This is a genomic window from Serratia ureilytica, assembly GCF_013375155.1.
In the GTDB taxonomy this organism is placed as follows: Bacteria; Pseudomonadota; Gammaproteobacteria; order Enterobacterales; family Enterobacteriaceae; genus Serratia; species Serratia ureilytica.
Genome location: NZ_JABXOF010000003.1, coordinates 12,543 through 39,527, shown reverse-complemented (window position 1 = coordinate 39,527; position 26,985 = coordinate 12,543). Strand labels below are relative to the sequence as shown.

Annotated in this window: 26 protein-coding genes; 12 read left to right on the top strand and 14 right to left on the bottom strand. The window is 61.6% G+C overall.

Annotation, left to right across the window (positions count from 1 at the left end; all coding sequences use genetic code 11):
• The first annotated feature begins 38 nt into the window (after nt 1-38).
• From HWW83_RS06760 to clcB, 5 genes are all read left to right on the top strand, one after another.
• Nucleotides 39-755: an ABC transporter permease gene (locus tag HWW83_RS06760; protein ID WP_033642986.1), complete on the top strand. Its 717-nt coding sequence runs from the start codon at nt 39-41 to the stop codon at nt 753-755.
• A gap of 64 nt (nt 756-819) precedes the next feature.
• Nucleotides 820-1,677, top strand: a complete 858-nt coding sequence (locus tag HWW83_RS06755) for a glycine betaine ABC transporter substrate-binding protein (protein WP_223524993.1) — start codon at nt 820-822, stop codon at nt 1,675-1,677.
• An 8-nt stretch (nt 1,678-1,685) separates the two neighbouring features.
• Nucleotides 1,686-2,336, top strand: coding sequence for an osmoprotectant ABC transporter permease OsmW (gene osmW, locus HWW83_RS06750; RefSeq protein WP_004938544.1), 651 nt, complete (start codon nt 1,686-1,688; stop codon nt 2,334-2,336).
• The gene (osmV, locus tag HWW83_RS06745; RefSeq protein WP_033642984.1) at nt 2,333-3,472 is read left to right on the top strand and encodes an osmoprotectant ABC transporter ATP-binding protein OsmV; all 1,140 of its coding nucleotides are present in this window, start codon (nt 2,333-2,335) and stop codon (nt 3,470-3,472) included. The genes osmW and osmV overlap by 4 nt, the downstream gene beginning before the upstream one ends.
• 125 nt (nt 3,473-3,597) lie before the next feature.
• Nucleotides 3,598-4,899 carry a voltage-gated ClC-type chloride channel ClcB gene (clcB, locus tag HWW83_RS06740; RefSeq protein ID WP_176589143.1) on the top strand — a complete coding sequence of 434 codons (1,302 nt, stop codon included), beginning with the start codon at nt 3,598-3,600 and terminating at the stop codon, nt 4,897-4,899.
• On the opposite strand, the gene HWW83_RS06735 is transcribed toward clcB, so the two are convergent.
• Complete coding sequence (locus HWW83_RS06735) at nt 4,896-5,288, bottom strand: helix-turn-helix domain-containing protein (RefSeq protein WP_033642982.1); 393 nt, start codon at nt 5,286-5,288, stop codon at nt 4,896-4,898. The genes clcB and HWW83_RS06735 overlap by 4 nt on opposite strands.
• Before the next feature lie 69 nt (nt 5,289-5,357).
• Here HWW83_RS06735 and HWW83_RS06730 point away from each other — a divergent pair, with 69 nt between their 5' ends.
• Complete coding sequence (locus tag HWW83_RS06730; protein ID WP_033642981.1) at nt 5,358-5,852, top strand: DUF2938 family protein; 495 nt, start codon at nt 5,358-5,360, stop codon at nt 5,850-5,852.
• 5 nt (nt 5,853-5,857) lie between these two features.
• Here the strand turns inward: HWW83_RS06730 and bioD are convergent, their stop codons facing one another.
• The 3 genes from bioD to HWW83_RS06715 all read right to left on the bottom strand — a co-directional run bounded on the left by bioD (nt 5,858) and on the right by HWW83_RS06715 (nt 8,935).
• Nucleotides 5,858-6,523, bottom strand: coding sequence for a dethiobiotin synthase (gene bioD / locus HWW83_RS06725; RefSeq protein ID WP_033642979.1), 666 nt, complete (start codon nt 6,521-6,523; stop codon nt 5,858-5,860).
• 144 nt (nt 6,524-6,667) lie between these two features.
• Nucleotides 6,668-7,885, bottom strand: coding sequence for a sugar metabolism global transcriptional regulator Mlc (gene mlc, locus HWW83_RS06720; protein ID WP_033642978.1), 1,218 nt, complete (start codon nt 7,883-7,885; stop codon nt 6,668-6,670).
• A 159-nt stretch (nt 7,886-8,044) separates the two neighbouring features.
• Nucleotides 8,045-8,935 (bottom strand): LysR substrate-binding domain-containing protein, encoded by an 891-nt coding sequence (locus HWW83_RS06715; RefSeq protein WP_033650481.1) that lies wholly within the window; start codon nt 8,933-8,935, stop codon nt 8,045-8,047.
• Nucleotides 8,936-9,082: 147 nt separating this feature from the next.
• Here HWW83_RS06715 and HWW83_RS06710 point away from each other — a divergent pair, with 147 nt between their 5' ends.
• On the top strand, nt 9,083-10,351 hold the full coding sequence (locus HWW83_RS06710; RefSeq protein ID WP_169539675.1) for an MFS transporter: 1,269 nt from the start codon (nt 9,083-9,085) through the stop codon (nt 10,349-10,351).
• A 50-nt stretch (nt 10,352-10,401) separates the two neighbouring features.
• On the opposite strand, the gene HWW83_RS06705 is transcribed toward HWW83_RS06710, so the two are convergent.
• Nucleotides 10,402-11,688 (bottom strand): glycoside hydrolase family 10-like protein, encoded by a 1,287-nt coding sequence (locus HWW83_RS06705; RefSeq protein ID WP_149542844.1) that lies wholly within the window; start codon nt 11,686-11,688, stop codon nt 10,402-10,404.
• A gap of 126 nt (nt 11,689-11,814) precedes the next feature.
• Entirely contained in the window at nt 11,815-13,611 is a 1,797-nt protein-coding gene (locus HWW83_RS06700) for a glycoside hydrolase family 3 protein (RefSeq protein WP_069100794.1), read from the bottom strand.
• Nucleotides 13,612-13,977: 366 nt separating this feature from the next.
• Here HWW83_RS06700 and tus point away from each other — a divergent pair, with 366 nt between their 5' ends.
• Nucleotides 13,978-14,916, top strand: a complete 939-nt coding sequence (tus, locus tag HWW83_RS06695; protein ID WP_033642973.1) for a DNA replication terminus site-binding protein — start codon at nt 13,978-13,980, stop codon at nt 14,914-14,916.
• On the opposite strand, the gene HWW83_RS06690 is transcribed toward tus, so the two are convergent.
• The 5 genes from HWW83_RS06690 to HWW83_RS06670 form a co-directional block, all read right to left on the bottom strand.
• A complete protein-coding gene (locus HWW83_RS06690) occupies nt 14,906-15,274 on the bottom strand; it encodes a VOC family protein (RefSeq protein WP_028128189.1) in 369 nt (122 codons plus the stop codon). The genes tus and HWW83_RS06690 overlap by 11 nt on opposite strands.
• A gap of 90 nt (nt 15,275-15,364) precedes the next feature.
• A complete protein-coding gene (locus HWW83_RS06685) occupies nt 15,365-16,054 on the bottom strand; it encodes a helix-turn-helix transcriptional regulator (protein ID WP_042784422.1) in 690 nt (229 codons plus the stop codon).
• Nucleotides 16,055-16,115: 61 nt separating this feature from the next.
• Nucleotides 16,116-17,513, bottom strand: a complete 1,398-nt coding sequence (gene fumC / locus HWW83_RS06680; RefSeq protein ID WP_142075470.1) for a class II fumarate hydratase — start codon at nt 17,511-17,513, stop codon at nt 16,116-16,118.
• Nucleotides 17,514-17,741: 228 nt separating this feature from the next.
• Nucleotides 17,742-18,074 carry a hypothetical protein gene (locus HWW83_RS06675; protein ID WP_033642969.1) on the bottom strand — a complete coding sequence of 111 codons (333 nt, stop codon included), beginning with the start codon at nt 18,072-18,074 and terminating at the stop codon, nt 17,742-17,744.
• A gap of 33 nt (nt 18,075-18,107) precedes the next feature.
• Nucleotides 18,108-18,374, bottom strand: a complete 267-nt coding sequence (locus tag HWW83_RS06670; protein ID WP_128868934.1) for a hypothetical protein — start codon at nt 18,372-18,374, stop codon at nt 18,108-18,110.
• Between the two features lie 176 nt (nt 18,375-18,550).
• Between HWW83_RS06670 and manA the strand changes: the two genes are divergently transcribed.
• Both manA and HWW83_RS06660 read left to right on the top strand, forming a co-directional pair.
• Nucleotides 18,551-19,729 carry a mannose-6-phosphate isomerase gene (gene manA, locus HWW83_RS06665; RefSeq protein WP_033642968.1) on the top strand — a complete coding sequence of 393 codons (1,179 nt, stop codon included), beginning with the start codon at nt 18,551-18,553 and terminating at the stop codon, nt 19,727-19,729.
• 141 nt (nt 19,730-19,870) lie between these two features.
• Nucleotides 19,871-21,403, top strand: coding sequence for a YdgA family protein (locus tag HWW83_RS06660; RefSeq protein ID WP_172756178.1), 1,533 nt, complete (start codon nt 19,871-19,873; stop codon nt 21,401-21,403).
• 45 nt (nt 21,404-21,448) lie between these two features.
• On the opposite strand, the gene HWW83_RS06655 is transcribed toward HWW83_RS06660, so the two are convergent.
• Nucleotides 21,449-22,603 (bottom strand): serine hydrolase domain-containing protein, encoded by a 1,155-nt coding sequence (locus HWW83_RS06655; protein WP_116286973.1) that lies wholly within the window; start codon nt 22,601-22,603, stop codon nt 21,449-21,451.
• Nucleotides 22,604-22,706: 103 nt separating this feature from the next.
• On the opposite strand from HWW83_RS06655, the gene HWW83_RS06650 reads away from it, so the two are divergent.
• A complete protein-coding gene (locus tag HWW83_RS06650; protein ID WP_176589142.1) occupies nt 22,707-23,612 on the top strand; it encodes a LysR family transcriptional regulator in 906 nt (301 codons plus the stop codon).
• A gap of 29 nt (nt 23,613-23,641) precedes the next feature.
• Here HWW83_RS06650 and blaSRT read toward each other — a convergent pair whose 3' ends face one another.
• The gene (blaSRT, locus tag HWW83_RS06645) at nt 23,642-24,778 is read right to left on the bottom strand and encodes an SRT/SST family class C beta-lactamase (protein WP_116286971.1); all 1,137 of its coding nucleotides are present in this window, start codon (nt 24,776-24,778) and stop codon (nt 23,642-23,644) included.
• 206 nt (nt 24,779-24,984) lie between these two features.
• Between blaSRT and HWW83_RS06640 the strand changes: the two genes are divergently transcribed.
• Entirely contained in the window at nt 24,985-25,866 is an 882-nt protein-coding gene (locus HWW83_RS06640) for a LysR family transcriptional regulator (RefSeq protein WP_033650493.1), read from the top strand.
• On the opposite strand, the gene HWW83_RS06635 is transcribed toward HWW83_RS06640, so the two are convergent.
• Nucleotides 25,863-26,894: a Mal regulon transcriptional regulator MalI gene (locus HWW83_RS06635; RefSeq protein WP_033642962.1), complete on the bottom strand. Its 1,032-nt coding sequence runs from the start codon at nt 26,892-26,894 to the stop codon at nt 25,863-25,865. The genes HWW83_RS06640 and HWW83_RS06635 overlap by 4 nt on opposite strands.
• Between the last annotated feature and the right edge of the window lie 91 nt (nt 26,895-26,985).

Here is a 26,985-nt window from a genome sequence, read left to right as displayed (position 1 = left end):
TCTCGTCGGCCGCTCCGCGCAACGGAGGACGCAACATCATGCACAAGTCAGCGCCATACCGGCGCCTGCTCCTCGGGAGCCTGTTGTTTATCGCCGTCATCGCACTGCTGGTTTACGGCATCGGTTGGGACACCCTCAAGTCGCGCCGGGAAGATTTGATCTACCTCGGCCAACAACACATGTTCCTGGTGGCCTGCTCCATGCTGCTGTCGCTGCTGGTCGGCATTCCCAGCGGTATCTTGCTGAGCCGCCCTTTCGCCCGCCGCTGGGCGGAACACGTGATGCAAATCTTCAACGTCGGCAACACCCTGCCGCCGCTGGCGGTGCTGGCGCTGGCGATGGTGATCATCGGCATCGGCGATCGGCCGGCGGTGGTGGCGCTGTTCCTCGCCTCGCTGCTGCCCATCGTGCGCAATACCTATGCCGGCCTGCGTTCGGTGCCGCCGGCGCTGGTCGAGGCCGCCAACGGTATTGGCATGACCGCCGGGCAGCGGCTGCGCCAGGTCGAACTCCCCAACGCCCTGCCAGTGATCTTCGCCGGGATACGCATCGCGATGGCGATTAACGTCGGCACCGCGCCGCTGGCGTTTTTAATCGGCGCCAGCAGCTACGGCGAGCTGATTTTCCCCGGCATCTACCTGAACGACTTCCCGACGCTGATCCTCGGCGCCGCCGCCACCGCGCTGATCGCCCTGCTGCTCGATCTGGCGCTGGCCGGTCTCGGCCGCCGGCTCAGCCCGCACACCGCATCCTGATGGGAGAAACGCGATGACTCGATGGTTACAACGACTCCGCCACGCGCTGCTGTTCTCCTTGCTGATGACCGGCGCGGCCGCCTGGGCCGCCCCGCTGACGCTGGCGAGCAAGAACTTTACCGAACAGCGCATTCTGTCGGCGATCACCGTGCAATACCTGCGGGCCAAAGGTTTTCAGGTCGAACCCAAGACCAACCTGGCCACGGTGATCACCCGCAACGCCATGATCAACAAGCAGATCGACATGACCTGGGAATACACCGGCACCTCGCTGATCATCTTTAACCACATCAATAAGCGCATGACGCCGCAGGAAACCTACGACACGGTGAAAAAGCTCGACGCCAAACTCGGCCTGGTGTGGCTGCAGCCGGCGGACATGAACAACACCTACGCCTTCGCCATGCAGCGCCGGCGCGCGGAAAAAGAGCAGATTCGCACGATGTCGCAGCTGGTGGCCAAAGTGGAACAGGTGCGTAAAACCGACCCGAAACACAACTGGCTGCTGGGGTTGGATCTGGAGTTTGCCGGCCGCTCGGACGGCCTGAAACCGATGCAGGCGCTGTACGACATGCCGCTCGATCGCCCGCAAATCCGCCAGATGGATCCCGGCCTGGTCTACAACGCCATCCGCGACGGCTTCGTCGACGCCGGGCTGGTGTACACCACCGATGGCCGGGTGAAAGGGTTCGATCTGCAGGTGCTGGAAGACGACAAAGGCTATTTCCCGAGCTACGCGGTCACGCCGGTAGTGCGCGCCGACGTATTGCAAAACACGCCGGGGCTGGAAGCGGCGCTGAACACGCTGTCGAAACAGTTCAACAATCAGGTGATCACCGAGCTGAACGCTAAGGTGGATATCGACTACCAGACGCCGCAACAGGTCGCCGACGCGTTCCTCAAGCAGCGCGGCCTGATTTAGGAGGCATGATGAATACCTTACTTTACGCCTGGCAAAACTGGGCCTATATCGCCGGATTGACGCTGGAACACCTGCTGCTGGTCGGCATCGCCGTCGGCCTGGCGATCCTGATCGGCGTGCCGCTTGGCGTGCTGATCGTCCGCCACAAATGGCTGGCGACGCCGGTGCTGAGCCTGGCCACGCTGGTGCTGACCGTGCCCTCCATCGCCCTGTTCGGGCTGATGATCCCGCTGTTTTCATTGATTGGCCACGGCATCGGCTACGTGCCGGCGATCACCGCGGTGTTCCTCTACTCGCTGCTGCCGATCGTGCGCAATACCCACACCGCGCTCGACAATCTGCCCGGCGGGCTGCGCGAAGCCGGCCGCGGCATCGGCATGACCTTCTGGCAACGGCTGCGCTGGGTGGAGATCCCGGTGGCGCTGCCGGTGATTTTCGGCGGCATCCGCACCGCTGTGGTGATGAATATCGGCGTAATGGCGATCGCCGCGGTGATCGGCGCCGGCGGCCTCGGCCTGCTGCTGCTCAACGGCATCAGCAGCAGCGACATTCGCCAGTTGATTACCGGCGCCGTGATGATCAGCCTGCTGGCGATCGTCCTCGATTGGTTATTGCACCGCTTGCAAATTGCGCTCACGCCCAAGGGGATCCGCTCATGATTAAATTGGAAAATCTGACCAAACAGTTCATGCAAAAGAACGGCACGCCGTTCAACGCCGTCGACAACATCAATCTGGACGTGCCGGAAGGCGAAATCTGCGTGCTGCTCGGCCCTTCCGGCTGCGGCAAAACCACCACGCTGAAGATGATCAACCGCCTGATCGAACCCACCGGCGGCACCATTCTGATCAACGGCGAAGACACCAGCGCGCTGGATACCGTCAGCCTGCGCCGTAAAATCGGCTACGTCATCCAACAGATCGGTCTGTTCCCCAACATGACCATCGAGGAGAACATCACCGTAGTGCCGCGCATGCTGGGCTGGGACAAAAAACGCTGCCACGCCCGCGCCGAGGAGCTGATGAGCATGGTGGCGCTGGATCCCAAGCGCTTTTTGCACCGCTACCCGAAAGAGATGTCGGGCGGGCAGCAACAGCGCATCGGCGTGATCCGCGCGCTGGCGGCCGATCCGCCGGTGCTGCTGATGGACGAACCCTTCGGCGCGGTGGATCCGATCAACCGCGAAACCATCCAGAACGAGTTTCTCGACATGCAGCGCCAGCTGAAAAAGACCGTGATGCTGGTCAGCCACGACATCGACGAAGCACTGAAGCTCGGCGATCGCATTGCGGTGTTCCGCCAGGGTAAAATCGTGCAGAACGCCAGCGCCGATGAGCTGCTGGCGCGGCCGGCGAACGAGTTCGTCGCCTCCTTTGTCGGCCAGGATCGCACGCTGAAGCGCCTGCTGCTGGTGCAGGCCGGAGACGTGGCAGGCCAACAAGAGACGGTGACGGTGCGCCGGGAAACGCCGCTGGTGGAGGCGTTCGGGCTGATGGACGATATCGACGCCCGTTCAGTGACGGTAGTGGACGCCGACGGCAAGCCGCTGGGCTACGTCAAACGCCGTGAGGCGCGCGGCGCGCCGGGGGTGTGCGCCGACAGCCTGCACCGTTTCCGCGTCACCGCCCGCGCGGAAGAGAACCTGCGCGTGGTGCTGTCGAAGCTGTACGAACACAACACTTCCTGGATGCCGATCGTCGATGAAGACGGCCGCTACAGCGGCGAAATCTCGCAGGATTATATCGCCGACTACCTCAGTTCCGGCCGCACACGCCGGGTGTTGACGCCGCAATAACCCACGCCGGGGCGCTCGCCGCCCCGCCCATGCCGCAGTTTGCTAAAGATTCACTGGTCATCGGCCGGAGCGCCAAGCACAATGCGCTGATGACCCTTTGATTTTTCTCACGACGCCGCCCACGCATGAAAAGATTGGTCCACCTGCACCACTATCGCGCCCTACTGCGCAGCCTGCTTATCGCCGTATTTATCGGCGTCGCCGCCGCCCTGGCGGTGTGGCTGTTTCACCGTTCGATGATTGGCCTCGAGTGGCTGCTGCTCGGCAATGCCGACGGCAGCCTGGTAGCCGCCGCCGCCGCGCTGCCCGGCTGGCGACGCGCGCTGACGCCCGCGCTGGGCGGTCTGGTGGCGGGCCTGCTGCTGTACATTCACCAGCGCTACCGCCACCAGCGCCCGGCGGCGCCCACCGACTATATGGAAGCGATTGAGACCGGCAACGGCAAGCTGGATACCGGCGCCAGCCTGGTGAAGTGTCTGGCGTCGCTGCTGGTGGTGTCGAGCGGCAGCGCCATCGGCCGCGAAGGCGCGATGATCCTGCTGGCGGCGCTGGTGGGATCGCTCTTCGCCCAGCGCTTTACGCACGAGAAAGAATGGAAACTGTGGGTGGCCTGCGCCGCCGCCGCCGGGATGGCCAGCGCCTACCATGCGCCGTTGGCGGGCAGCCTGTTTATCGCCGAGATCCTGTTCGGCACCCTGATGCTGGCCTCACTCGGCCCGGTGGTGATCGCCGCAGTGAGCGCACTGCTGATGACCAACCTGCTCAACGGCGGCCAGGCGCCGCTCTACCTGGTGACGCCGCTCTCCGCTCCCTTGCCGACGCAATACCTGCTGATGGCGCTGGTCGGCGTGGTGGCCGGCGCCGGCGGGCCGCTGTTTTTGTGGTTGATGACCGCCAGCGGTCGCGCCTTCCGATCGCTGCGCCTGAAGCCGCCATTGCAGCTGGCGTTGGGCGGCCTGATCGTCGGGCTGCTTTCGCTGCTGTTTCCGCAAGTGTGGGGCAATGGCTACAGCGTGGTGCAGGCGCTGCTGATCGCGCCGCCGGGGGTGTTGCTGCTGGGCGCGATCCTGGTGTGTAAACTGTTGGCAATCCTCGCCAGCAGCGGCTCGGGCGCGCCCGGCGGGGTCTTCACCCCGACGCTGTTCGTCGGCGCCGCGCTCGGATCGATAATCGGTCAGCTGTTCGGCCTGTGGCCGGGCATGGATGCGGCGGTGCCGCTGCTGCTGGCGCTGACCGGCATGGCCACCCTGCTGGCCGCCACCACCCATGCGCCGATCATGGCGGCGCTGATGGTGTTTGAAATGACCGGCGAATACGCGCTGCTGCCCGGCATTCTGCTCGCCTGCGTGATCGCCACCACCGTGTCGCGCGGCCTGCGGCCGATCTCGGTGTACCACACGGCGCCGCTGCCCAAACGCGAGGTTTAGAACTCACCCTGCTGCAATATTTTCCTGAACTGCGGGCACTGCAGGTGCTCGGGTTCAGGGCAATCAACCATGTGCCGCAGCCCGTCGCGCACCTGTATCAGGCGCTGGATATGGCGATCCAACTCATCCGCCCGCGCCGCCAGCAACACGCGATCGAGCGCGATTTTGCCCCGTTCGTCAAACAAGGCGCTCATCTCATCCAACGTAAAACCGGCCAGGCGCGCGAGGGCGATCAACCGCAGTTGATCGAGCACCCCGGCGGCGTATTGACGGCGCAAACCGTGGCGGCCTATCGACGCGATCAGCCCCTTTTTCTCGTAATGCCGCAGCGCAGAAGGCGCGACTCCGCTCAGGCGCGCCACCGCGCCGATATCCAGTTCTTTTGCCATTGACTTGAAGCCGACTTTAAGTTGCACACTGTGCGCACCTTATCACGTCACTGAGCCAAGGACACCCCTATGACCCCCGATTTGTTATTGCGCATTCTGTTAACCGGCGCTGGCGCCACCCTCTGCATGGATTTGTGGGCGTTGCTGCTGAAGCGGCGCTTCGGCATCCCTTCCCTCGATTACGCGCTGGTGGGCCGCTGGTTTCTCGGCATGTTCGACGGCCGCTGGTTTCACGCCACCATCGTCACGGCGCCGCCGCGCCAGGGTGAGAGAAAAATCGGCTGGATACTGCACTACGCCATCGGCTTGGCGTTCGCCTTTATCCCGCTCGGTTTGGCGGGCATCGAGTGGTATGCGGCGCCGGAACCGCGCATCGCGCTGTTGAGCGGCTGGCTGAGCCTGGCGGCGCCGTTTCTGGTGATGCAGCCCGCGCTGGGCTTTGGCGTGGCGGCGGCGAAAACCGCCAATCCGCGCAGAGCGCGGCTCCTCAGCCTGCTCACCCACACGGTGTATGGGCTGGGCCTGCTGATCGCCGCCCGGTTGTTGGCGACGTTCTGCGCCTGAATGGGCTACAGCAACGTGGAAATATCGAGGTAGTGCGCCAGTTCGCGCTGCTCCGCGCGCGGCAGATACGGAATTTCCCCCAGCAGCGGCGCGGAAATGCGCTGCTGCAGCGCCGTGATGGTTTCGGCATAGTGCGCCAACCCCGGATTGATGCGGTTGGCCACCCAGCCCAGCAGCGGCAGGCCGTCGTTGATGATCGACTGCGCGGTCAGCAGCGCGTGGCTGACGCAGCCCAGCTTGATACCCACCACCAACACCACCGGCAGTTGCTCCTGCACCACCCATTCGGCGTACGGCCGCAGATCGTTCATCAGCACGCGCCAGCCGCCGCTGCCCTCTACCACCACCGTATCGGCTTTGGCGGACAGATCGCGCAGGCCGCTGCTCATCAGGCCGTAGTTGATGTCCTCGGTGGCATGCGCATGAAACACCTCATCCAGACAGGTGATGGGATTGATCTCCTCATAGCACAGCGGCAAGGTCGAAGATGCCTGCAACACCAAAGCGTCTTTATTGCGGATGCCCTCGCTGGTTTCCTGGCAGCGCGCGGCGATCGGCTTGTAGCCCGCGACCGAGCGGCCATCGGCGGCCAGCGCCTGCATCAACCCGCGGGAAACCACGGTTTTACCGACGTCGGTATCCGTGCCTGTCACAAATAAACGCTTCAACATGAATAAAATGCCCCAGAATGCCCCGTTAACAATGTATCGCCGCACCGGCGGCGAAGAAGTCTTGCGGAAAAATTCTAGGGGATGCCGCCACGTAGGGGCTTGAGGTAGCTCAATCTTTTGCGGGATTAATAAGAAGTTCTGATGTTAGCCTTGCAGCAGCTGCACCAGCAATGAACCGTTATACAGCGCCTCTTTCACCAGCGCCGCGCCGGGCATGGTGCCCTGATTGAAGAACTGCGTGGATTCAACCTTGACCTGCTCGCTGTAGGCCGGCAGCGCCTGCTGGCGAATGCAGGAGGCGATGGCCGGGTGCAGGATCTCCGCCGCGCGGTTGAGCGGCGAACCCACCAGGATCTTCTCCGGATTGAACAGGTTGACCATGATAGCCAGAATGCGCCCCACGCTGTGGCCGACGCCGAGGATGATGTCCCGCGCCAGTTGATCGCCCGCCAGCGCGGCGTCGCACAGCGATTCAACGGTCAGCGGCGCGCCGTGCAGGCTGGAGCTCATCGAGCCGCTCAGCCGCTGCTGGGCGATCTCCAGCATGTTCTCGATGCTGGCCACGGTCTCGAGGCAGCCGTGGTTGCCGCAGTAGCAGCGTTTGCCGTAAGGATCGACCTGGGTGTGGCCGATCTCCACCACGCTGTGGCTGCCGGCATGCAGCACGTGGCCGCCGGTGATCACGCCGGCGCCGACGTTGTGGTCGATCACCACCTGAATCACGTTCTGGCTGCCGCGCGAGGCGCCGTACAACGCCTCGGCCATGGTCCAGGCGCTGATGTCGTGTTGCAAATAGACGGGCAGACCGGTCCGGGTTTCCAGCGCCGGGCCGAGCGGCATCTCCAGCACGTCGTAAAACGGCATGCGGTGCACCACGCCCGACTGCACGTCGATAATGCCCGGCAGCGTAATGGCGATCGCCGTCAACCGTTCCAGCTTGCTTTGGTGGCGAATAAAGAATTGATCGACTTCGGTCAGGATGCGTTTCAGCAGCGGTTCGGGATCTTCGGCCGCCAGCGGCAGCAGCTCTTCCACCACCAATTTGCTGCTCAGATCGCGCAGCGCCAGCGTGATGCTGCCGCGGCTGATGCGGGCGGACAGGTAGTGCCAGGCCTCGGTGTCCAGCACCAGCCCCACCGCCGGGCGGCCCCGGCTGCCGATTTCCTGGTACTCGGTTTCCTTGACCAGATGGGCTTCCAGCAGTTCGCGCACGATCTTGGTGATGCTGGCGGGCGCCAGCTGTGCGCGTTTTGACAGTTCGATGCGCGAAATCGGGCCCAGTTGATCGATTAGCCGATAAACCGCCCCCGCATTGGTCTGTTTGATTTGATCAATATGCCCAGGCTGCCCAACCGCAATCACAAACCGGCTCCTACTATTTTTCGCGCTTCTAAATAAAGACTAGGGGTTATGGTGGGGCTTTTGTCATACAGCGTCAACTATTTGATTCGTTATGTGATTTGCTGCACAAATTCCTCGCAATTTCAGCGCGAATTGATTTTTATTTGCCCAATCTCAACGTCATTTCAGCATCAACGCCATCAGCGCCTGCGCCGCGGCGGTCAGCGGCCGTCGGCGGTGATGCACCAGCCACACTTCGGTCGTGGCGTCCGGCTCCGCCAGCGGCAAATAACGCACGCCGTCCACCCGCACCCGGGCGAAAGATGCCGGCAGAATCGAGACCCCCAATCCGGCGGAGACCAAACCGATGATGGTCATCGCTTCCCCCACTTCCTGAGTGATATACGGGGTAATGCCGGCCTTGCCGAGCAGCAGCAGAATTTCGTCATACAGCGCCGTGCCCACTTCGCGCGAGAAGAACACGAACGGCTCCTGCGCCAGGTGTTGAAAACGCAGCGCGCCGCCGGGCGTTTCCGCCAGCGGATGCCCCTCCGGCACCACCGCCACCAGCGGTTCGCGCAGCAGCAGCTGATAGTGCAGCGCTTCCGGCAGCCGCGTGTTGCGCATTACCCCCAGATCCAGCTCACCGTTCAGCAGCGGTTCGATCTGCTGTTTGGTGTTGATTTCGCGCATCTTGATGTGCACCTGCGGAGAATGCTGACGGAAAGCGCGCAGGCTGCGCGCCACCACGCCGATAAACGGTGCGGAAGAGGTAAAGCCGATGGTCATTTCCCCCAGTTCGCCGCGATCCAGGCGCGCCGCCTTTTCCGCCGCGCGGCCGACCTGATCGAGCACCTGATAGGCTTCTTTGAGGAACATCTCCCCGGCCTGCGTCAAGCTGACGTTGCGATTGTTGCGCGCCAGCAGCCGCGCGCCGACCATATCCTCCAGCGCCTGGATTTGCTGGCTGAGCGGCGGCTGGGAGATACGCAGCCGCTCCGCGGCGCGGCCAAAATGCAGCTCTTCCGCCACGGCGATAAAGTAACGCAGGTGTCTCAACTCGATATTCATATTTAAAAAGTCTTAATTGTAATTATTAATATATTAGACAAAAAAATCGCCGCTCCCTATCATTTTGTTATCTGCAAAGTGTCTGTTTATCTCCCCGAAGTTCGGTAAGGAAACGCTGTGACAACCCCTGTGCGTTCTGCGGCCGTGATGCCGTCGACGCTGGCCGCCAACGATGACGCGGCCGCTGCGCCAAAAGTAAAACGCTCCACCCTCAACAACAAACTCCCCTATATCGAACGCGGCACGCCGCAGTTTATGCGCGTAACGCTGGCGCTGTTTTCCGCCGGGCTGGCGACCTTCGCGTTGCTTTACTGCGTGCAGCCGATCCTGCCGGTGCTGTCGCAAGATTTCGGCGTCTCGCCGGCCGAAAGCAGCCTGTCGCTCTCGGTCTCTACCGGCCTGCTGGCGATCGGCCTGATGTTCACCGGGCCGCTGTCCGACGCCATCGGCCGTAAGTCGGTGATGGTGGTGGCGCTGTTGCTGGCGGCAGTCTGCACGCTGATTTGCGCCTTTATGACCAGCTGGCACGGCATTTTGCTGATGCGCGCGTTGATCGGCCTGTCGCTGAGCGGCGTGGCGGCGGTCGGCATGACCTATCTCAGCGAAGAGATCCATCCCAGCTTCGTCGCCTTCTCGATGGGGTTGTACATCAGCGGCAATTCGATCGGCGGCATGAGCGGCCGCCTGGTGACCGGGGTGTTGACCGACTTCTTCTCCTGGCGCGTCTCGCTCGGGGTCATCGGTCTGTTCGCCCTCGCCGCCGCCTTCATGTTCTGGCGCATCCTGCCGGCTTCGCGGCATTTTCGCGCCAGCTCGCTGCGCCCCCGCACGCTGCTGATCAACTTCAAACTGCATTGGCATGATAAGGGGCTGCCGCTGCTGTTCGCGGAAGGCTTTCTGCTGATGGGCAGCTTCGTCACCCTGTTCAACTACATCGGTTATCGCCTGCTGGCGGATCCTTATCACCTGAGCCAGGCGATCGTCGGCCTGCTGTCGGTGGTCTACCTCACCGGTTCCTACAGCTCGCCCAAGGCCGGCGCGCTCACCTCGCGCTTCGGGCGCGGCCCGGTGCTGCTGGCGTCGATCGTGATTATGCTGATCGGGATTCTGATTACCGCATTGCCGCAGGTGCCGGCGATCTTTATCGGCATGATGCTGTTCACCGCCGGTTTCTTCGCCGCCCACTCGGTGGCCAGCAGCTGGATCGGCCGCCGTGCGCGCCGCGCCAAAGGCCAGGCGTCGTCGCTGTATCTGTTCTGTTATTACGTCGGCTCGAGCGTGGCCGGGACCCTCGGCGGCGTGTTCTGGCACAGTTTCGGCTGGAATGGCGTGGCGGCGTTCATCAGCCTGATGCTGTTGCTGGCGCTGCTGGTGGTGCATTACCTGAAGCGCCTGCCGGAAGCGGCGCGCCTGTGAATAAAAAAGCCGCGGTGGATTACCGCGGCTCGCTATGCCAATGCCGGTGATTATTGACCGGTTTTCCAGCGGGTGCGCAGGTACTCCACGGCCTTATCCGTTTGCGGCTCGGTCAGATAACGTTGCCGGAACAGGATGGTTCCCCCCATCCCCGGCAAGCTCTCGTTGAGATCCAACTGCCTTTTCAGCTCAGGAACGCCGCCGTCGACGGTCCATGCCGGTTCGCTCGCCGATGGCGTGCCCACTTTATACAGCGCCACCCCGGCATAAAGCCGAACCGGCGTGTCTTTCACCACCTCGGCCCACCAGTTGGCCAGCACGTCGTAGCGAACTATTTCACGATCGAAGGGCCAGTACAGCTGCGGTGCGATGTAGTCGAGCAGCCTCAGTTTGACCCACTGGCGCGTATCGGCATAGGCCGCATCGTACGATGGCGCGCCAGCCTGAGTCGCCGAGCCGGCGGGGTCGTCCGCTTTGTTTCGCCAGACGCCCGCCGGGCTGACGCCAAACGCGACAGCGGGCTTTAGCGCCCTGACGGTGGCTGAAACCTGTTTTATCAATTGCAGCGTATTGTCTCTTCGCCAACTGGCCTTGTCTGCAAACCCTTTGCCGTATTCGCGATACGTCTTTTCATCATCCAGCGGCGATTGCGGCGTCTCATAATAGAAATAATCGTCAAATTGAATGCCGTCGACGTCATAGTTTTTGACGACTTCCGCCACCACGCCGGTGATCCAGTTGCGTACGTCGGGTAAGCCAGGATCGAGCGCAAAGCGGTCGTTGGCCGTACGTATCCAGTCGGGATGCAGCGCATAGACGCTGGCCGGCGGGGACTGCAGCGTTTGATTAAGCGCATCAATCGTTTGCTGCCGGGTATTCATGGAAACCCGATAAGGATTCAGCCAAGCGTGCACTTTGATGCCGCGCCGGTGCGCTTCTTTCAGCATAAAGGCCAGCGGATCGTAACCCGGATCCTGGCCCACGGTGCCGGTCAATACCTCCGACCAGGGCAAGATGTCAGAACGCCACAGGGCCGTTCCGTCCGGTTTAACCTGAAAATACACCGTGTTAATCCCGGTTTTCACCATGTCGTCCAGTGCGTCCGTCAGCGCCTGCTGCTGCAGGCGAATTCGCTCTGGCGCGGTTTCCGCTTTCAGGGAGGCCGCCGGCGGCCAGTCCAGCCCCATGACGGTGGCCAGCCAGATGCCCCGCATCGGTGTGACCGGCGGTGCAGGCTGCGGAGGCTTTTCCGGCTCAGGGGGTTTGGCGCATCCGCTCACGCCCAGCATGGCGGCCATCAACAGCCATCCGCCTAGTTTTGTTGCGCCTGTCGGCATAAATGTTCTCCTTCCGTGAGTGACGGTTATCCCATGTCGTATCGTGCAGAGCAAGAAACCGCCCGCTTTCTCAACGCTATCCCGCGACCGGCGTCGCCCTTTCTGACGACGCCGGTACTTGTCCCATTACCAGCTCAGCCCGGTCCCGCGAGGGAACGCCACCTTGCCCGTATTGGTTTCCTCATCGTAGTCATGCCAGGTGTTGACCGGCAGTTTTCCGTGCGGTGTGATTTTTCCCGTCAGCACCTGCGCCAGAGATATCATCGAGGGACCGCGCCATACGCCGCTGTCATACCCGTAGTAAGAATAGGTGGCGACGGCTGCATCCACGTCTGCGGCATAGTTCACGATATCGTAAGGCGCGCGCAATGAGAGGTGAACGCGTTTTTTCCCCTGCTCGGCGGCGTATTTCAACCAGCCCGGATAAGGACTGGAATCATTAGCCGCCCCGGTTGCGGAGGTCACGACCCCATCCTGCTCGGCAGGCGTAAAGCGGGTCGAAAGCGTGCCGAGCAGGAACACGTCGCAATCGGCAATATGCGCCCTGATTTGGGCATCGCTCAGTTCCGTTTCCTTCGCGGCAACGACGTTCTGGTAGCCCTCCTGCGCCATCACGTTAGCGATGCCTTTGGCCTGCTCACCCCACGGGGTCAGGATAAAATAGCGCAACGCCTTGTCTTTCAACGGCAGCAGGCTGTGGCGGTTAATGACCACGGTAATGGAGCGATCGGCGATGCGTTTTTCCAGCTTATGCGCTGAGGACGAAACGCTGCTGGAACAAGGGGCCTCGCGATGCCCCATCAGGTGATGGCGTAATTTGAGGCGCAAAATGCGCTCGACCGAAGCATCGATATCGGCCTCGCTGAGATGCCCTGTTTTCACCCGGTCCGCAAGGTAACGAATCAGGTCCGGCAGCAGGTTAGCCTGGGCCGGCGAAGCGATGCTGACAGGCATCAGGGCGATATCCACCCCGGCGGCAAAGACGTTTTCAGCCGCCCCTTGCTGGCTGAAATGCTCGGCAATCGCCCCCATATCCAGCGCATCTGAAATCGTTACGCCGGCATAACCCAGCTCATCGCGCAGGATGCGGGTCTGAATTTCATGCGACATGGTGGCCGGCACCGTGATTTTTTCGCCGCTGCGGGTGTCGATCTGGCGGTTATCCAGCGCGGGGTACTGAATATGCGCAGTCATGACCATGTCCGGCGCCGCACAGCGGTCAATGGCCTGTTTGTAAGGCGCGATATCGATGGCAAACGCCTCTTCCCGCGTACGGTCGACGCGCGGCAAACCGGTATGCGAGTCGGTGGAGGTGCTGCCATGGCCAGGGAAGTGTTTGTAAGCGGTGATAAGCCCTTGCTGCTTCATCCCCGCCACCATTTTCTCGGCCAGGTGGGAAACGGCGTTCTTATCATCGCTGAAGGCGCGAACGTTAATCACCGGGTTGAACGGGTTGGTGTTGACGTCCACAACCGGTGCAAAGTTGGTATTGATATGCAACGCGCGCATATCCTGGGCCATCAGTTCGCCCTGTTCAACGGCGAGCTGTTTATCCGCGCCGCCCTCAATCGCCGCGGCGAGCGCCATATTGCCGGGGAATGAGGCATAGTCGCCGCGCGGCAGCCGGAAAACGTTACCGCCCTCGTTATCCGTGCCAATGAACAGGCGGATGCCGGCGTGGGTTTTCATCGCGGCATACCAGGCCGTTAACGTATTGATCTGCTGCTTATCTTTCAGATTATTGGCAAACAGGATCACCCCGCCCACATGGTTATCGGTGATCAGCTTGCCAATGGCTTCATCGGGAACGGTCATATCCTGATTGCTGCTACCGTTCCGATCCCAGTAGCGAAAATCCAGCATGATTTTTTGCCCGATCTTCTCTTCCAGCGTCATGTTTTTGACTTTCTGTTTAATATCCACAGTAAACCTCCTGTTAAAGCACCCGTTAATGACAGAAGAAAAGATAACCCCAAGGGCTCATAGCGTCCTGCCATTCTGTTTGTTCCAGCGTTTGGACAACGGCAAACGGGAAATGGATTAAACAGAAGACAAACGAATAGGAAAAAATCCGCCATTGAATCAAAACCATAAGAAGACCAGGTTTATTTTCGACAATCACACTTGCCCGCATGCGTAGCAGACGAGCGAGAGAATTCCCCCTGCTGCCCGCCCTATTTCCCCCTGGTAAGCCGGGTGGGCAGTTAAGCCGAGTATTGTCCCATTGCCGATGTTGCCCCCAACCTGCTACTCTCCTATAGTATGTTGTAACTAAAATAGGGGCATATGATGAGCAAATACGATGTGATTGGCCGGATGAACGCCTGCTTTGCCGAACTGGAGCAAGCCCTCGGCGCATTGCAGCAGCAGATAACCCCGCTGCGGCTGCTGGCGGCGCGGGTGTTCAGCCTGCCGGAGGTAGAAAAAGGCCAGGAACATCAGGCCATTTCGCATATCGCGGTCGAGCAGCATGTGGGGCAAGCGGCGCGCGATCTGGCGCTGGAACACTATCAGCGGCTCTTCATCCACCATAACCGTGAGAATGTCAGCAGCAAGGCCGCCGTGCGCCTGCCCGGCGTCATCTGTCTGGCGGTGGAGCAACCGGAGTATCAGGCGCTGCAGGCGCAGCTGGCGCTGATCAACCGCCTGAAAGGCGAACTGGAGCAGATTATCACCGTCGATTCCGGCCTGGCGCCGGAGCAGCGTTTCGAATTCGTGCACACCCATTTGCACGGGCTGATTACCCTCAGCGCCTACCGCACCCTCACCGCCCTGACCAATCCCGACTCGGTGCGCTTCGGCTGGGCCAACAAGCACATCATCAAAAACGTCAAACGGGACGACATCCTGGCGCAGCTGGAGAAAAGTCTGAAAGCCGGCCGCGCGGTGCCGCCGCACAGCCGTGAACAGTGGGCCGCCCTGGTCAGCCGCGAAATAGACGATGTCAGCCGTCTGCCGCAGCATGCGACGTTGAAAATCAAGCGGCCGGTCAAAGTGCAGCCGATCGCCCGCGTGTGGTATCAGCAGCAGCAAAAGCAGGTGCAACACCCCTGCCCGCTGCCGCTGATCGCCCTGTGTCAGGTTGAAAGCGGCGCTGCGGTGCCGAAGATCGGCGAACTGCTCAACTACGACGCCGACGCAGTAAAGCATCGCTACAAACCCGACGCCAGGCCGCTGCGGCTGCTGGTGCCGCGCCTGCACCTGTATACCGACGGCACTACTCGCTGAGGGCATATACCCGCAGGCGATGACCGTCCGGATCCCGCGCCACAAAGGTGTAGCCGAATTCCATTTCGGTTGGCGTTTGCTCGATAGGCAGCCCGAGCTCGCGCCACTGGTTATAGCGCGCCTCCACCTCTTGCGGATCCTGGCATAAAAAGCCCAGTTCACCGCCGCCGCCGGTCAGCGTGGCGGCGGGTTTTACCCCCTGTTTGGCCCACATCCCGAGCTTGAAGCCGTTGTTGAGCACGAACAGGGCAAAGCCGGGAGAAAGCTCTACCGGCGCCTGCCCCAGCAGGCGTTGATAAAAGGCGGCGCTGTTGAGCGGGTTATCGACGTAAAGCAGGGTCATGCTGGGAAGGGTCATCGGTCTGTCCTCTGGGTGATGGGAACCGGTTGGTTCCCGATAGGCACAGACTAAAGGAGGCGACTGACAGTTTATGGCAGCAGCGTGTCGTTATTGTTCCGCAATGCCTTCGCTCAACCGCCACTCTTTCAACAGTCGCCGCCGGCCATGCGGATAACGCTGTTCAAGCGGCGTGGCGGCCTGAATGCGATCGAGGCGAAAATGACGAAAGGCCTGACGCAACTCACACCAGGCAACCAGCATCTGGAACTGGTCGAAAAAGCCCAGCGCAAAGGGCCACAGCAGGCGTTCGCTGCGCTGCCCCGCCAGGTCGAGATAGTCGATATGCAGCTTGCGCTCGCGGCGGATGCTGTCACGGATTAACACCCGCATCTCATCCGCCACCGGCGGCGACTGAGCCGGTGCGATAAGCAGCGTGTTGGCCTCCAGCTCCTCCCGCAGCGCCGTCGGCAGCACGTCGGCGATCTTGGCGAGCGCCTGGCCCGCGGCGCTCGCCAACTGGCTGTCGCCGCGGCGGCTGACCCAGCGCATGCCCAGCACCAGCGCTTCTATTTCCGCTTGCGAGAACATCAGCGGCGGCAGCATAAAACCGGGGCGCAGCACATAGCCGAGCCCCGCTTCGCCGACGATCTCCGCTCCCTGCTGCTGCAGCGTGGCGATATCGCGGTAAAGCGTACGCATGCTGATGCCCAGCGTCTGCGCCAACGCATGGCCCGCCACCGGATAGCGGTGGCTGCGCAACAGCTGCATCAGATCGAGTAAACGTTGTGCGCGCGACATCTTAATTTCTCCATAAAAAAGGGGCTTACCTCAGTAAGCCCCCGGTTGCCTCACAGATCAATTATTTCTGCATGCTGCCGACCATCGCCTCCGGGCGCACCCATTCATCGAACTGCGCTTCGGTCAGATAGCCGAGCTTCAGCGCCGCGGCTTTCAACGTCAGCCCTTCCTTGTGCGCTTTCTTGGCGATTTCCGCCGCTTTGTCATAACCGATATGGGTGTTGAGCGCCGTCACCAGCATCAGCGATTCATTCAGCAACTGGGTGATGCGATCGCGGTTCGGTTCGATGCCCACCGCGCAGTGCTCGTTGAAGCCCTGCATACCGTCGGCCAGCAGGCGGATCGACTGCAGGTAGTTGTGGATCACCATCGGGCGGAACACGTTCAGCTCGAAGTTGCCGGAAGCGCCGCCGATATTCACCGCCACGTCGTTGCCCAGCACCTGCGCGCACAGCATGGTCATTGCTTCGCACTGGGTCGGGTTGACCTTGCCCGGCATGATGGAGCTGCCCGGCTCGTTCTCCGGGATCGAGATCTCGCCGATGCCGCAGCGCGGGCCGGACGCTAGCCAGCGCACGTCGTTGGCGATCTTCATCAGCGAAGCCGCCAGCCCTTTCAGCGCGCCGTGCCCCTGCACCAGCGCATCGCAGGTCGCCAACGCTTCGAACTTGTTCGGCGCGGTGACGAACGGCTGATGGGTCAATTCCGCCAGCGCTTTAGCGACGCGCACCGCGTACTCCGGATGGGTATTCAGGCCAGTGCCGACCGCCGTGCCGCCCAGCGCCAGCTCGGCGATGTGCGGGATGCTGTCTTCGATGTGTTTCAGATTGTGCGCCAGCATCGCCGCCCAGCCGGAGATTTCCTGGCCCAGCGTCAGCGGCGTGGCGTCCTGCAGGTGTGTGCGGCCGATTTTGACGATGTCGCGGTAGGCTTCTGCCTTGTCGCTCAGCGTCTTGTGCAGCACTTTCAGCTCGGGGATCAGGTGCTCGCGCAGCGCAATCACCGCCGCCACGTGCATCGCGGTGGGAAACACGTCGTTGGAGCTCTGACTTTTATTGACGTCGTCGTTCGGATGCACCTTGCGCTCTTCACCGCGCACGCCGCCCAGCAGCTCGCTGGCGCGGTTGGCCAACACTTCGTTCATGTTCATGTTGGTCTGAGTGCCGGAGCCGGTTTGCCAGATGGACAGCGGGAACTGGTCGGCATGTCTGCCCGCCAGCACTTCGTCGGCAGCGTTGATGATGGCGGCGCCCCGCTCGGCCGGCAGCAGCCCCAGGTCCACGTTCACCTGCGCGGCGGCGCGTTTGGTCAACGCCAGCGCATGGATCAGCGCGGTCGGCATCTTTTCGGAGGAAATGCGGAAATGCGCCAATGAGCGCTGGGTCTGTGCGCCCCACAGCTTGTCGGCCGGTACTTCGATGGGGCCCATGGAGTCTTTTTCGATACGAACGCCTGCCATCATTGTCTCCTTAGCATAATTCCTAAAATTGTAGGGTTAGGCCGACGCGCTACCCCCCGTCGGCACGCATTCCCAGTATAGTGACATAATAACTATTCGCATTAAGAGAGTTATCTCACAGCACGATTCATCTCTTTTACCCATTCATGACGCGGTTATTTGCCGTCGGTTAACCCGCGCCGAAATAAAGGCGAAGAAAGAACCGGGATAATAAACGCGGAGATGAAATTAACGCGCGTGACGCGAATTAAAATTATTGATGCGCTGCGCCTGTAAGTGATTGAGTTCATCGATCCGCTGCTGTTGCAAATGATTGATCTCATCGTAGGCATCCTGCCGTTCATTATGGCGATACGCCCCGGTCGCCACCGCGCCGGCGGTGAGCGCCAGCGGATGTGCCACGGGTGCAGTCACGGCGGGAAGCGCGACCGGTGCGGGCGCAACGACGATCGGCGCCGGCGTTACCACCACGGCGCGCGGGGCCGCGTAGGGATAGGTGACGATCACCGCCCCCTGGGCCGCCCCGGTGCAAAGCCCCAACAACAGCAACCATTTTTTCATGCAACAGACCTCTCATTTCGTTAAATCGACTCGTTAACGGCTACGGTAAAGCGGTCTGTCGTTCAGGTTTAAGCTCGGCGTGTGATCGCCCGACTTGGCGCAAAAATAATAATAAGGGAATGGCTCAGAAGGTAAAAAATAAATTCCGCCGACATACTTTGACATGCCGATAAATAAATAATGACGTAGAAAGCCTGCGCTGTCGGCAATAATTTCTTTCCCTACAATCAACGATCGATTGGCGGATTTATCGGGCCCTCTTGAGGCCGGTGAGCCATTTGAGACGCCGATCGTTATCACGCTATACTCTGGCCGCGTGGCCGGACGCAACCTTATCCGGCGTTGTTTTGATCGCGCCCATGAGGGTTCCTGCCGACGCGGGCGTATGATGGTTGTCGGCACAGATGAAGCGAATCGTATAAAATCAGTAAGTTATTGCCATTAGTGCGGCAATGACGCAAAGGACGTTTATCGACATGCAAAAAATGACCAACGCGGTACAGAATTACGCCTGGGGCAGCCACGATGCGCTGACCCGTCTTTACGGCATCGCCAACCCGGATAATCAGCCGATGGCCGAACTGTGGATGGGCGCGCATCCCAAGAGCCCTTCCCGCGTGCCCGGCGCCGATGGCGCACTGCGTTCGCTGCGCTGTCTTATCGATGAAGACCAGCCAAAGCAGTTGGGCGCTGACGTCGCCAGCCGCTTTGGCGAGTTGCCGTTCCTGTTTAAAGTGCTCTGCGCCGATCAACCGCTGTCTATCCAGGTCCACCCGAGCAAAGCGGCGGCCGAGATCGGCTTCGCGAAAGAGAACGCCGCCGGCATCCCGCTGAGCGCCGCCGAACGCAACTATAAAGATCCCAATCACAAGCCCGAGCTGGTCTTCGCCCTGACGCCGTTCCTGGCGATGAACGGCTTTCGCGAACTGACCGATATCGTCTCCCTGCTGCAACCGATCGCCGGCGCGCACCACGATATCGCCACCTTCCTGCAGCAGCCGGACACCGCCCATCTGTCTACCCTGTTCGCCAGCCTGTTGACGATGAGCGGCGAGCAAAAGTCGCTGGCGCTCGGCGTGCTGAAAGCCGCGCTCAACAACCAGCAGGGTGAACCCTGGGATACCGTGCGCTTCATCGCCGGTTTCTATCCGGACGACAGCGGTCTGTTCTCACCGCTGCTGCTGAACGTGGTGCAGCTCGCGCCGGGCGAGGCGATGTTCCTGTATGCCGAAACGCCGCACGCCTACCTGAAAGGCGTGGCGCTGGAGGTGATGGCCAACTCGGACAACGTGCTGCGCGCCGGCCTGACGCCGAAATTTATCGACGTGCCCGAGCTGCTGGCCAACCTGCAGTTCCGCCCGCAGCCGGCGTCCGGCCTGCTGACCCAACCGGAGCGGCGCGGCAACGAACTGTTCTTCCCGATCCCGGTGGAAGATTTCGCCTTCTCGCTGCACGATTTGACCGCCGCGCCGCAGGCGCTCGCGCAACGGAGCGCGGCTATCGTGTTCTGCGTCAGCGGCGAAGCGACGCTGGAAAAATCCGGGCAGCGCCTGACGCTCAAACCGGGTGAATCCTGCTTTATCGGCGCCTTCGAATCGCCGGTCAACGTCAGCGGCAGCGGCCGTATCGCCAGGGTTTATAACCAACTGGCCTAACCGTTGATAAATTTCAGCAAATTGCTTGCTGAAAGCGAGAGCTGCCCCCACAATTAAACGCCTGCGGGCGTTTTTTGTCGGCCCACATTTGCCCCCTCCCTCGCAACGGAGGGTTATAAGAAAAAAGGATGAAACAGAGCTATGAAAAAATCGTTAGTCGCTGTCAGCGTCATTGTCGTTCTTGGCGCAGCATGGACCGGGGCATCCTGGTACACCGGGAAACAGATCGAGCAGCACATGGGCGAAGTCGTCGACAACGCCAACGGCCAACTGAAAGCCTATCTGCCGAAAGCCGGCGTCAAGCTGAGCTATGAAAATTACCAGCGCGGCCTGTTCAGCAGTAAAGTGCGTTATGTGCTGCGTTCCGATGGCACGGATACCAGCGAAAACGCGGCGCTGAAAGCCGGTGAAGAAGTGGCGTTCCTGGAAACCATCGATCACGGTCCGTTCCCGTTCGCGCAGCTGAAAAAATTCAACCTGCTGCCGAGCATGGCGTCGGTGCATACCGAGCTGGAAAACACCCCGGCGGTGAAAGGCCTGTTTGAAACCACCAAAGGCAAATCGCTGTTTACCGCCGATTCGCGCATCTCGTACAGCGGCGATACTGCGTCCACCATCGACTTTATCCCACTGGACTACCAGAAGGATAAATCTTCGCTGAAATTCAGCGGCGCCACCATTGACGCCGACGTGTCCCGCGATCTGAAAAAAATCGCGCTGGACGCCAATAGCGACACTATCGTGTTCGCCAGCCCGAACGAATTCGGCCAAAACGAGCAGATCACCTTCCAGGGCTTCAACCTGAAAGGCAACAGCAACGAAAGCAAGTTCGGCGTGAAGCTCGGCGATCAGACGATGACCCTGAAGCAGTTCAAACTGACGATCGACGGTAAAGACACCGTGGCGTTGGACGGTTTCAATCTGGTGAGCAAGTTCGGCGAGCAAGGCAGCAGCAATATCGGCGGCCAGATCGATTACACCATGGACGCGCTCAAGGTGCAGGGCAACGACTTCGGCGCCGGTAAACTGACGCTGAAAATCGACAACGTCGACGGCAAGGCGCTGAAAGACTTCTCCGACAGCTACAACCGCCAAACCATGGCGCTGCTGCAGCAGGGCGAGAACCTGGATCCGGACGTCTACGAACAGCAGACCTCCGAGATGCTGCAAAAGAACCTGCCGATGCTGCTGAAAGGCAACCCAAGCCTCAGCATCGCCCCGCTGAGCTGGAAAAACAGCAAGGGTGAGAGCATCTTCACGCTGGATCTGGCGATGACCGATCCGAGCAAGGCCGCCTCCCCGGCACAGTCGCCGGATCAAGTGATCGCTCAGGCGGTTAAAAAGCTGGATCTCAGCCTGACCATTCCGGAAGCGATGGCTACCGAAGTGACCGCGAAGACCGCCTTGTTGCAGGGTTACAATGAGGAAGACGCGCAGAAACTGGCGCAGCAGCAAGTGCAGGGCCTGGCTGCCATGGGTCAGATGTTCAAGCTGACCACCCAGAAAGACGGCGTGATCGCGAGCAAGTTCCACTACGCTGACAATCAGGTTGACCTGAACGGCAACAAAATGTCGCTGCAGGAGTTCATCAGCCAGTTCGCCATGCTGGGCGCCCCGGCGGAAGACGCTGAACCGGCGCAGGAAGCGGAACCCGCTCCGGCACCGGCGCAGTAATCGCCTGAAAGCCTTAACAAGGGCCCCCTGCGGGGCCCTTTTTATTTACGCCGCATAAACCGCATCGCGGATCTGCTGCGGGTAGCGGCCACACATGCCCTCAAATGCGGTATTGGTCAAGACAACCACGCTCAGCTGCGCCTCTGGATCAAAGAACCAGCTGTGGCCGTAAACGCCGCCCCAGGTCAGGGTACCGGCATGCTGCGGCGTCTGCGCAGCGTCTGGATCCACCAGCAGCGCGCCGCCAAAGCCGAAGCCCCAGCCCGGCCCTTGCGTTTGCGCCTCGGCGCCGACGTGCGGGTGACGCAGCAACGCCACCGTATCCGGTTGCAAAATGCCCTGCCCGCCGCTGCGCAGTGCCTCCACCAGCCGCAGCACGTCGTCGGCATCACCGACCATGCCCGCGCCGCCGGAGGGATAGGCTCCGACGTTAAGCGCGCGCGCCGGCGAGAACGTCACTTCTCCCCCCGCCATGCCTTCCGGCAAGGCGATCCGCACGCCTTCCGGCATGCGCCGCGGCCCCTGCGGCGTATTGTAATAAGGCGTCGCCAGGTTAGCGGCATGGGTCGCATGGAACGCGGTATTGCCGAGCCCCAGCGGCCGCGCCACCCATTCGACAAACAACTGCGGCAGCGACATGCCCGTCACTCGCTCCAGCACCGCGCCGAGCACGTCGATCGCCAGCGAATAGTTGAAGCGCGCGCCCGGTTCCGACAGCAACGGCGCCTGCGCCAACAGCCGCAGGTTTTGCTCCAGCGTCAACGCCGACAGCTCCACGCCGTCCTGGATCCCCAACTGATGGTAAACGCCTGCCGGCGGTTGGTTCAGCCGATAGTCGAGCCCGGCGGTATGACTCAGCAAATGACGAATCTTGATCGTCGGGCACCGGCCGTCGGCCAGCGCCGGTGTAAACCACGGCAGCCAGTCGCTGACCGCATCGTCGAGGCTCAGCTTGCCTCGTTCAATCAGGCGCAACGCCGCCAGCGTGGTATAGGGTTTGGAAACCGACGACAGCCGAAACTGCGTTTCTCGCCGCATCGGTTGCCGCGCTTCGCGATCGGCATAACCGGCCGCACTGGCGTAGCAAATTTCACCCCGCCGCGCCACCAGCACCACGCTGCCCACGATGCGCCCTTCGGCCATCGCCTGTTGATCGATCGCCGCGATCCGTTCTGTTAACGCCCGTTGTTCTGCCGACATGATTTTTATCTCGCTGAGGGAAAGTAAAAATCAGTCTAAAACGTTCGTCATAAATTAAAATAAGGCATAATTTAATGAATCATTAAGCACAGGTTATTGATAGATGAGTTCACTCCTGCAGCTGCTGCCCTATTTCGAAGCCGTCGCGCGGCTGGGCAACTTCACCCGCGCGGCCAACCAACTGGGCGTCACGCCGCCGGCGGTGTCGCAAAACATTCAGGCGCTGGAGAATCAGCTGGGGGTGCGCTTATTCCACCGCACCAGCCGCTCGGTGCGCCTCAGCGACGAGGGCCGGTTGTTCTATCAGAAGGTGTCGCCGGCCATGAGCCAGATCGACGTGGCGGCGGACGACGTGCGCACCCTGGGCGCGCAGCCGGCGGGCCTGCTGCGCATTACGCTGCCGCAGCTGGCCGCTTCGCTGCTGGTGATGCCGCACCTGGCGGAGTTTCAGCGGCGCTATCCCGAAGTGCAGCTGGAGCTGTTTACCGAAGACCGCTTTTCCGATCTGGTGCTGGGCAGTTTCGATGCCGGCATTCGCATGCACGCCATGCTGCAAAAGGACATGATCGCCGTGCCGATCGACAACGGCCAGCGCCGGGTGCTGGTCGCCTCACCCGATTATCTGACGCGTTGCGGCGCGCCGGCCACGCCGGACGATCTGCTCGCGCACCATTGCCTGCGCTACCGTTTTCCCGGCAGCGGCAAATTGGAGCCCTGGTATTTCAGTCGGCACGGCGATGAGCGGGCGCTGGACGTCAGCGGCAGTTTGATCTTTAACGAAGATCGGCTGATCAAGGATGCGGCGTTGGCGGGCCTGGGGATCGCGCAACGTTTTCAGGGCACGGTGGTGCAGGAACTGGCGCAGGGCGATCTGGTGGAGGTGCTGCCGGAGTATGCCAGCGAGGCATCGGGATTTTTCATCTACTTTCCCGCCGGCAGGCATCTGCCGCTCAAGCTGCGCGCTTTTATCGATTTCATGCGCGAACGGCGAGAGCGACAGCACCGGTAACAGGGGCGCCCCGACGGCGCCCCCCACGATCAGCGCTTATCCAGCGCTTGCACGATGCGGTAAGCCGCCTCGACCCGATCGTCGTTCGGGAACCATTTGTTGGCCAGCATCACCACGGCGATATTTTTCGCCGGGATAAACACCGCGTAGGTGGAGAAACCGCCGGTCGAGCCGGTTTTGTTATACCAACCGGCGCGCAGCTCCGGCTGCGGCGTCGTGATGGCGGTGGCCGGCGTGCCGTTCATGATCATCCCGGCGTTGTTGCCCTCGATCAGCCGCGACAGTTTCACCGGGTACGGGTAGTTCTCCCACATCAGATCCTGCGTGAACACGCCCGCTTTGTAATAGCCGACGTGCGTGGCGGCCAGCGCCTCGCGCCACGGCTGCGCGACCTTCGCCTGCTGCAGGTTGGCGTCCAGGTAACGAATCAGATCGCGGGCGTTGGATTTGATGCCGTAAGATTCGGCGTCCAGCGGGCCGGGATTGACGCGCACCGGCTTATCGTCCTTGTTGTAACCCTGGGCATAGTTGGCCATCTGCGCCGCCGGCACCTGAATGTAGGTGTGGCTCATGCCCAGCGCCGGCAGCATGCCCTGCTCCATGGCCTGGATAAACGGCCGATCGAGGCTCTTGGCGGCGATCATGCCCAGCATGCCGATACCGAGGTTGGAATAGACGCGGTAGCTGCCCGCCGGGTGCTTCGGCTGCCAGGCCCGGTAGTAAGCCATCAGTTGGGCGTTGTCGGTCACGTCGTCCGGCACGAACAGCGGCAGGCCGGATGTGTGGGTCGCCAGATTCAGCAGGCTGACGCCGTCGAAGGCGCTGCCGCGCAGCTCAGGCAGATAATGGCTGGCCGGATCGCTGAACGACAGCTTGCCCTGCTGCTGCGCATAGACCGCCAGCGTCGCGGTGAAGGTTTTGCTCAGCGACCCCACTTCGAACAGCGTCTGCTCGGTGATCGGTTTGCCGGTCTGTTTCGAGGCGACGCCATACGGGTAAATCTGCTGTTTGCCATCGACCGATACGGCGATCGCCATGCCCGGCACGCCGTATTTTTTCATCAGCGGCTGAATAACGGCGTCGATATCCTGCTGCTGCGCGGCGTGTGCGGTCGGCAAGATCAGTGCGGCGATCAGCGCGGCCGCCAGGCGGTTCATTTTCGTCATGATAGAGGCTCTTCGGTTGCAGGGCATCGGCCGCGGCCAAAAGTTTTTATTGGCGTTGCGCACGGCGCACTCCCTGATGGATGATGTCATTCCTTTACGGGCTCCGCCAATCTTGCGGCAGCCGCGCCAAATATCGGTTTTTGCCGCCGGGTTGACAAGCGATAATAATTTCAGCCAGCATAAAGAAAAACTTATGGCTATCAACAATGCGCAATCGACTTCCCCTCAACGCCCTGCGGGCGTTCGAATCCTCCGCCCGCCACCTGAACTTCACCCGCGCCGGTCTGGAGCTGCGCGTCACTCAGGCCGCCGTCAGCCAGCAGGTGCGCATGCTGGAAGAACAGCTGGGCATTCAGCTGTTCCGCCGCCTGCCGCGCGGGTTGGATCTGACCGAAGAGGGCCAGGCGCTGCTGCCGGTGTTGAGCGATGCTTTCGATCGCATCGAGGCGGTGTTGCAGCAGTTCGAAGGCGGGCATTTCCACGAAGTGCTGACGGTGGCGGTGGTCGGCACCTTCGCGGTCGGCTGGCTGATGCCGCGGCTGGCGGCGTTCCGCGCGGCGCATCCGTTCATCGATCTGCGGGTGCTGACCCACAACAACCTGGTCAATCTGTCGGCCGACGGCATGGATTTCGCCATCCGTTTCGGCGAAGGTTTATGGCCCGCCACCCGCAATATCAAGCTGTTCGACGCGCCGCTGACGGTGCTCTGCTCGCCGGCGGTCGCCGCGCGGCTGCATACGCCGCAGGATCTGCAGCACGAACTGCTGATGCGCACTTACCGCCAGGATGAATGGGAACGCTGGTTCACGGCTGCGCAGGTGACGCCGTGGCGAATCAACGGCCCGGTGTTCGACTCATCGAGGCTGATGGTGGAAGGCGCGCTCCAGTGCGACGGCGTGGCGCTGGCGCCGGTCAGCATGTTCCGCCGCGAACTGGCCGCCGGCGCGCTGCAGCGGCCGTTCGCCGCCGAGGCCGCGCTCGGCGCCTACTGGCTGACCCATTTGAAATCGCGGGATCTGACGCCGGCGATGAAGGCTTTTATTGGCTGGATTTGCCGCGAAGCGGAAGAGGAACAGCGGCGGGATTAGGCGGAGCCGCGCCGGATCAGCGTCGGCGGCAAAATGACGTTCTGCGCCGGCAGATCGGCGTCATTGATGCGCTGCAGCAGGCGCGCGGCGGCGCTGCGCCCCACTTCCCGCGCCGAGCTGGAGACAAAGGTCAGCGGCGGTTCGGTCAGCTCGGCCTCCGGCACGTCGCCGAAACCGATCAGCGCCACCTGCCGGCCGTAGTAGGCGTCGACCCCGTCCGAACCGATGCTGCGGCCGCTGCGCGTCAGGCCAAAATAGGCGCCAAGCGCCACCGACGCCTTGTGGCAAACGACAGCGGTGATATTCGGGTAGTGGCGCAGCAGCTGTTCCGCCGCTTCCGCCGCCTCACGCTGCTGGCAATCGCACTCGACGATCCATTCGCTGCGAAACGGCAGGCCGTACTGCAACAGCGTGGCGCAAAATCCGCCCAACCTTTCGGCGCGCGTCAACGAGTCGCTCTGGCCGCCGAGATAAGCAATCTGGCTGTGGCCGCGTTTGATCAAAAATTCGGTGGCCAGCTTGGCGGCCTGCATATTGTCCGGCCGCACCACGTCCACGCCCTCAAGACCGCTGGAGCGCGCCACGCACACCAGCGGCACGCCCTGCTCGGCCGCCTTTTCCTTCAGCCCGGCCGCCGCGCGGATGCCGCCCGCCAGCACAATGCCGTCGACGCCCTGCGCCAGCAGCGCGTCAAACGCCCGCTGCAGCCCCTGACCATCGCGCCCGCTCTGGGTTAAAAACAGCAGTTTGTCGTGCGCCTCCAGCGCTTCACTCAGCCCGGCGGTCATTTCGGCATAGAAAGGTTCGCAAATGTCGCGCAGGATCAGGCCGATTACCCCGGATTCGCCGCCGCGCAGCGTCGCCGCCTGGCGATTGCGCACGTAGCCCAACTGCTCTATCGCCTGATTGACCTTCTCGACGGTGGTCGGCGAAATCCGCCCCTTGCCGCTCAATACCAGAGAAACCGTGGTGACCGAAACGCCCGCCTGTTGCGCCACATCGGTAATGGTGATCTTTTTGATGCTCATAGTCTCTGCGAACCCGTTCCTGGGCAACCCGCGCCGTAGTGATCAAGGGTATACCGAATCCGTCAATGCAGTAAAACGTTTTACTGCCCAC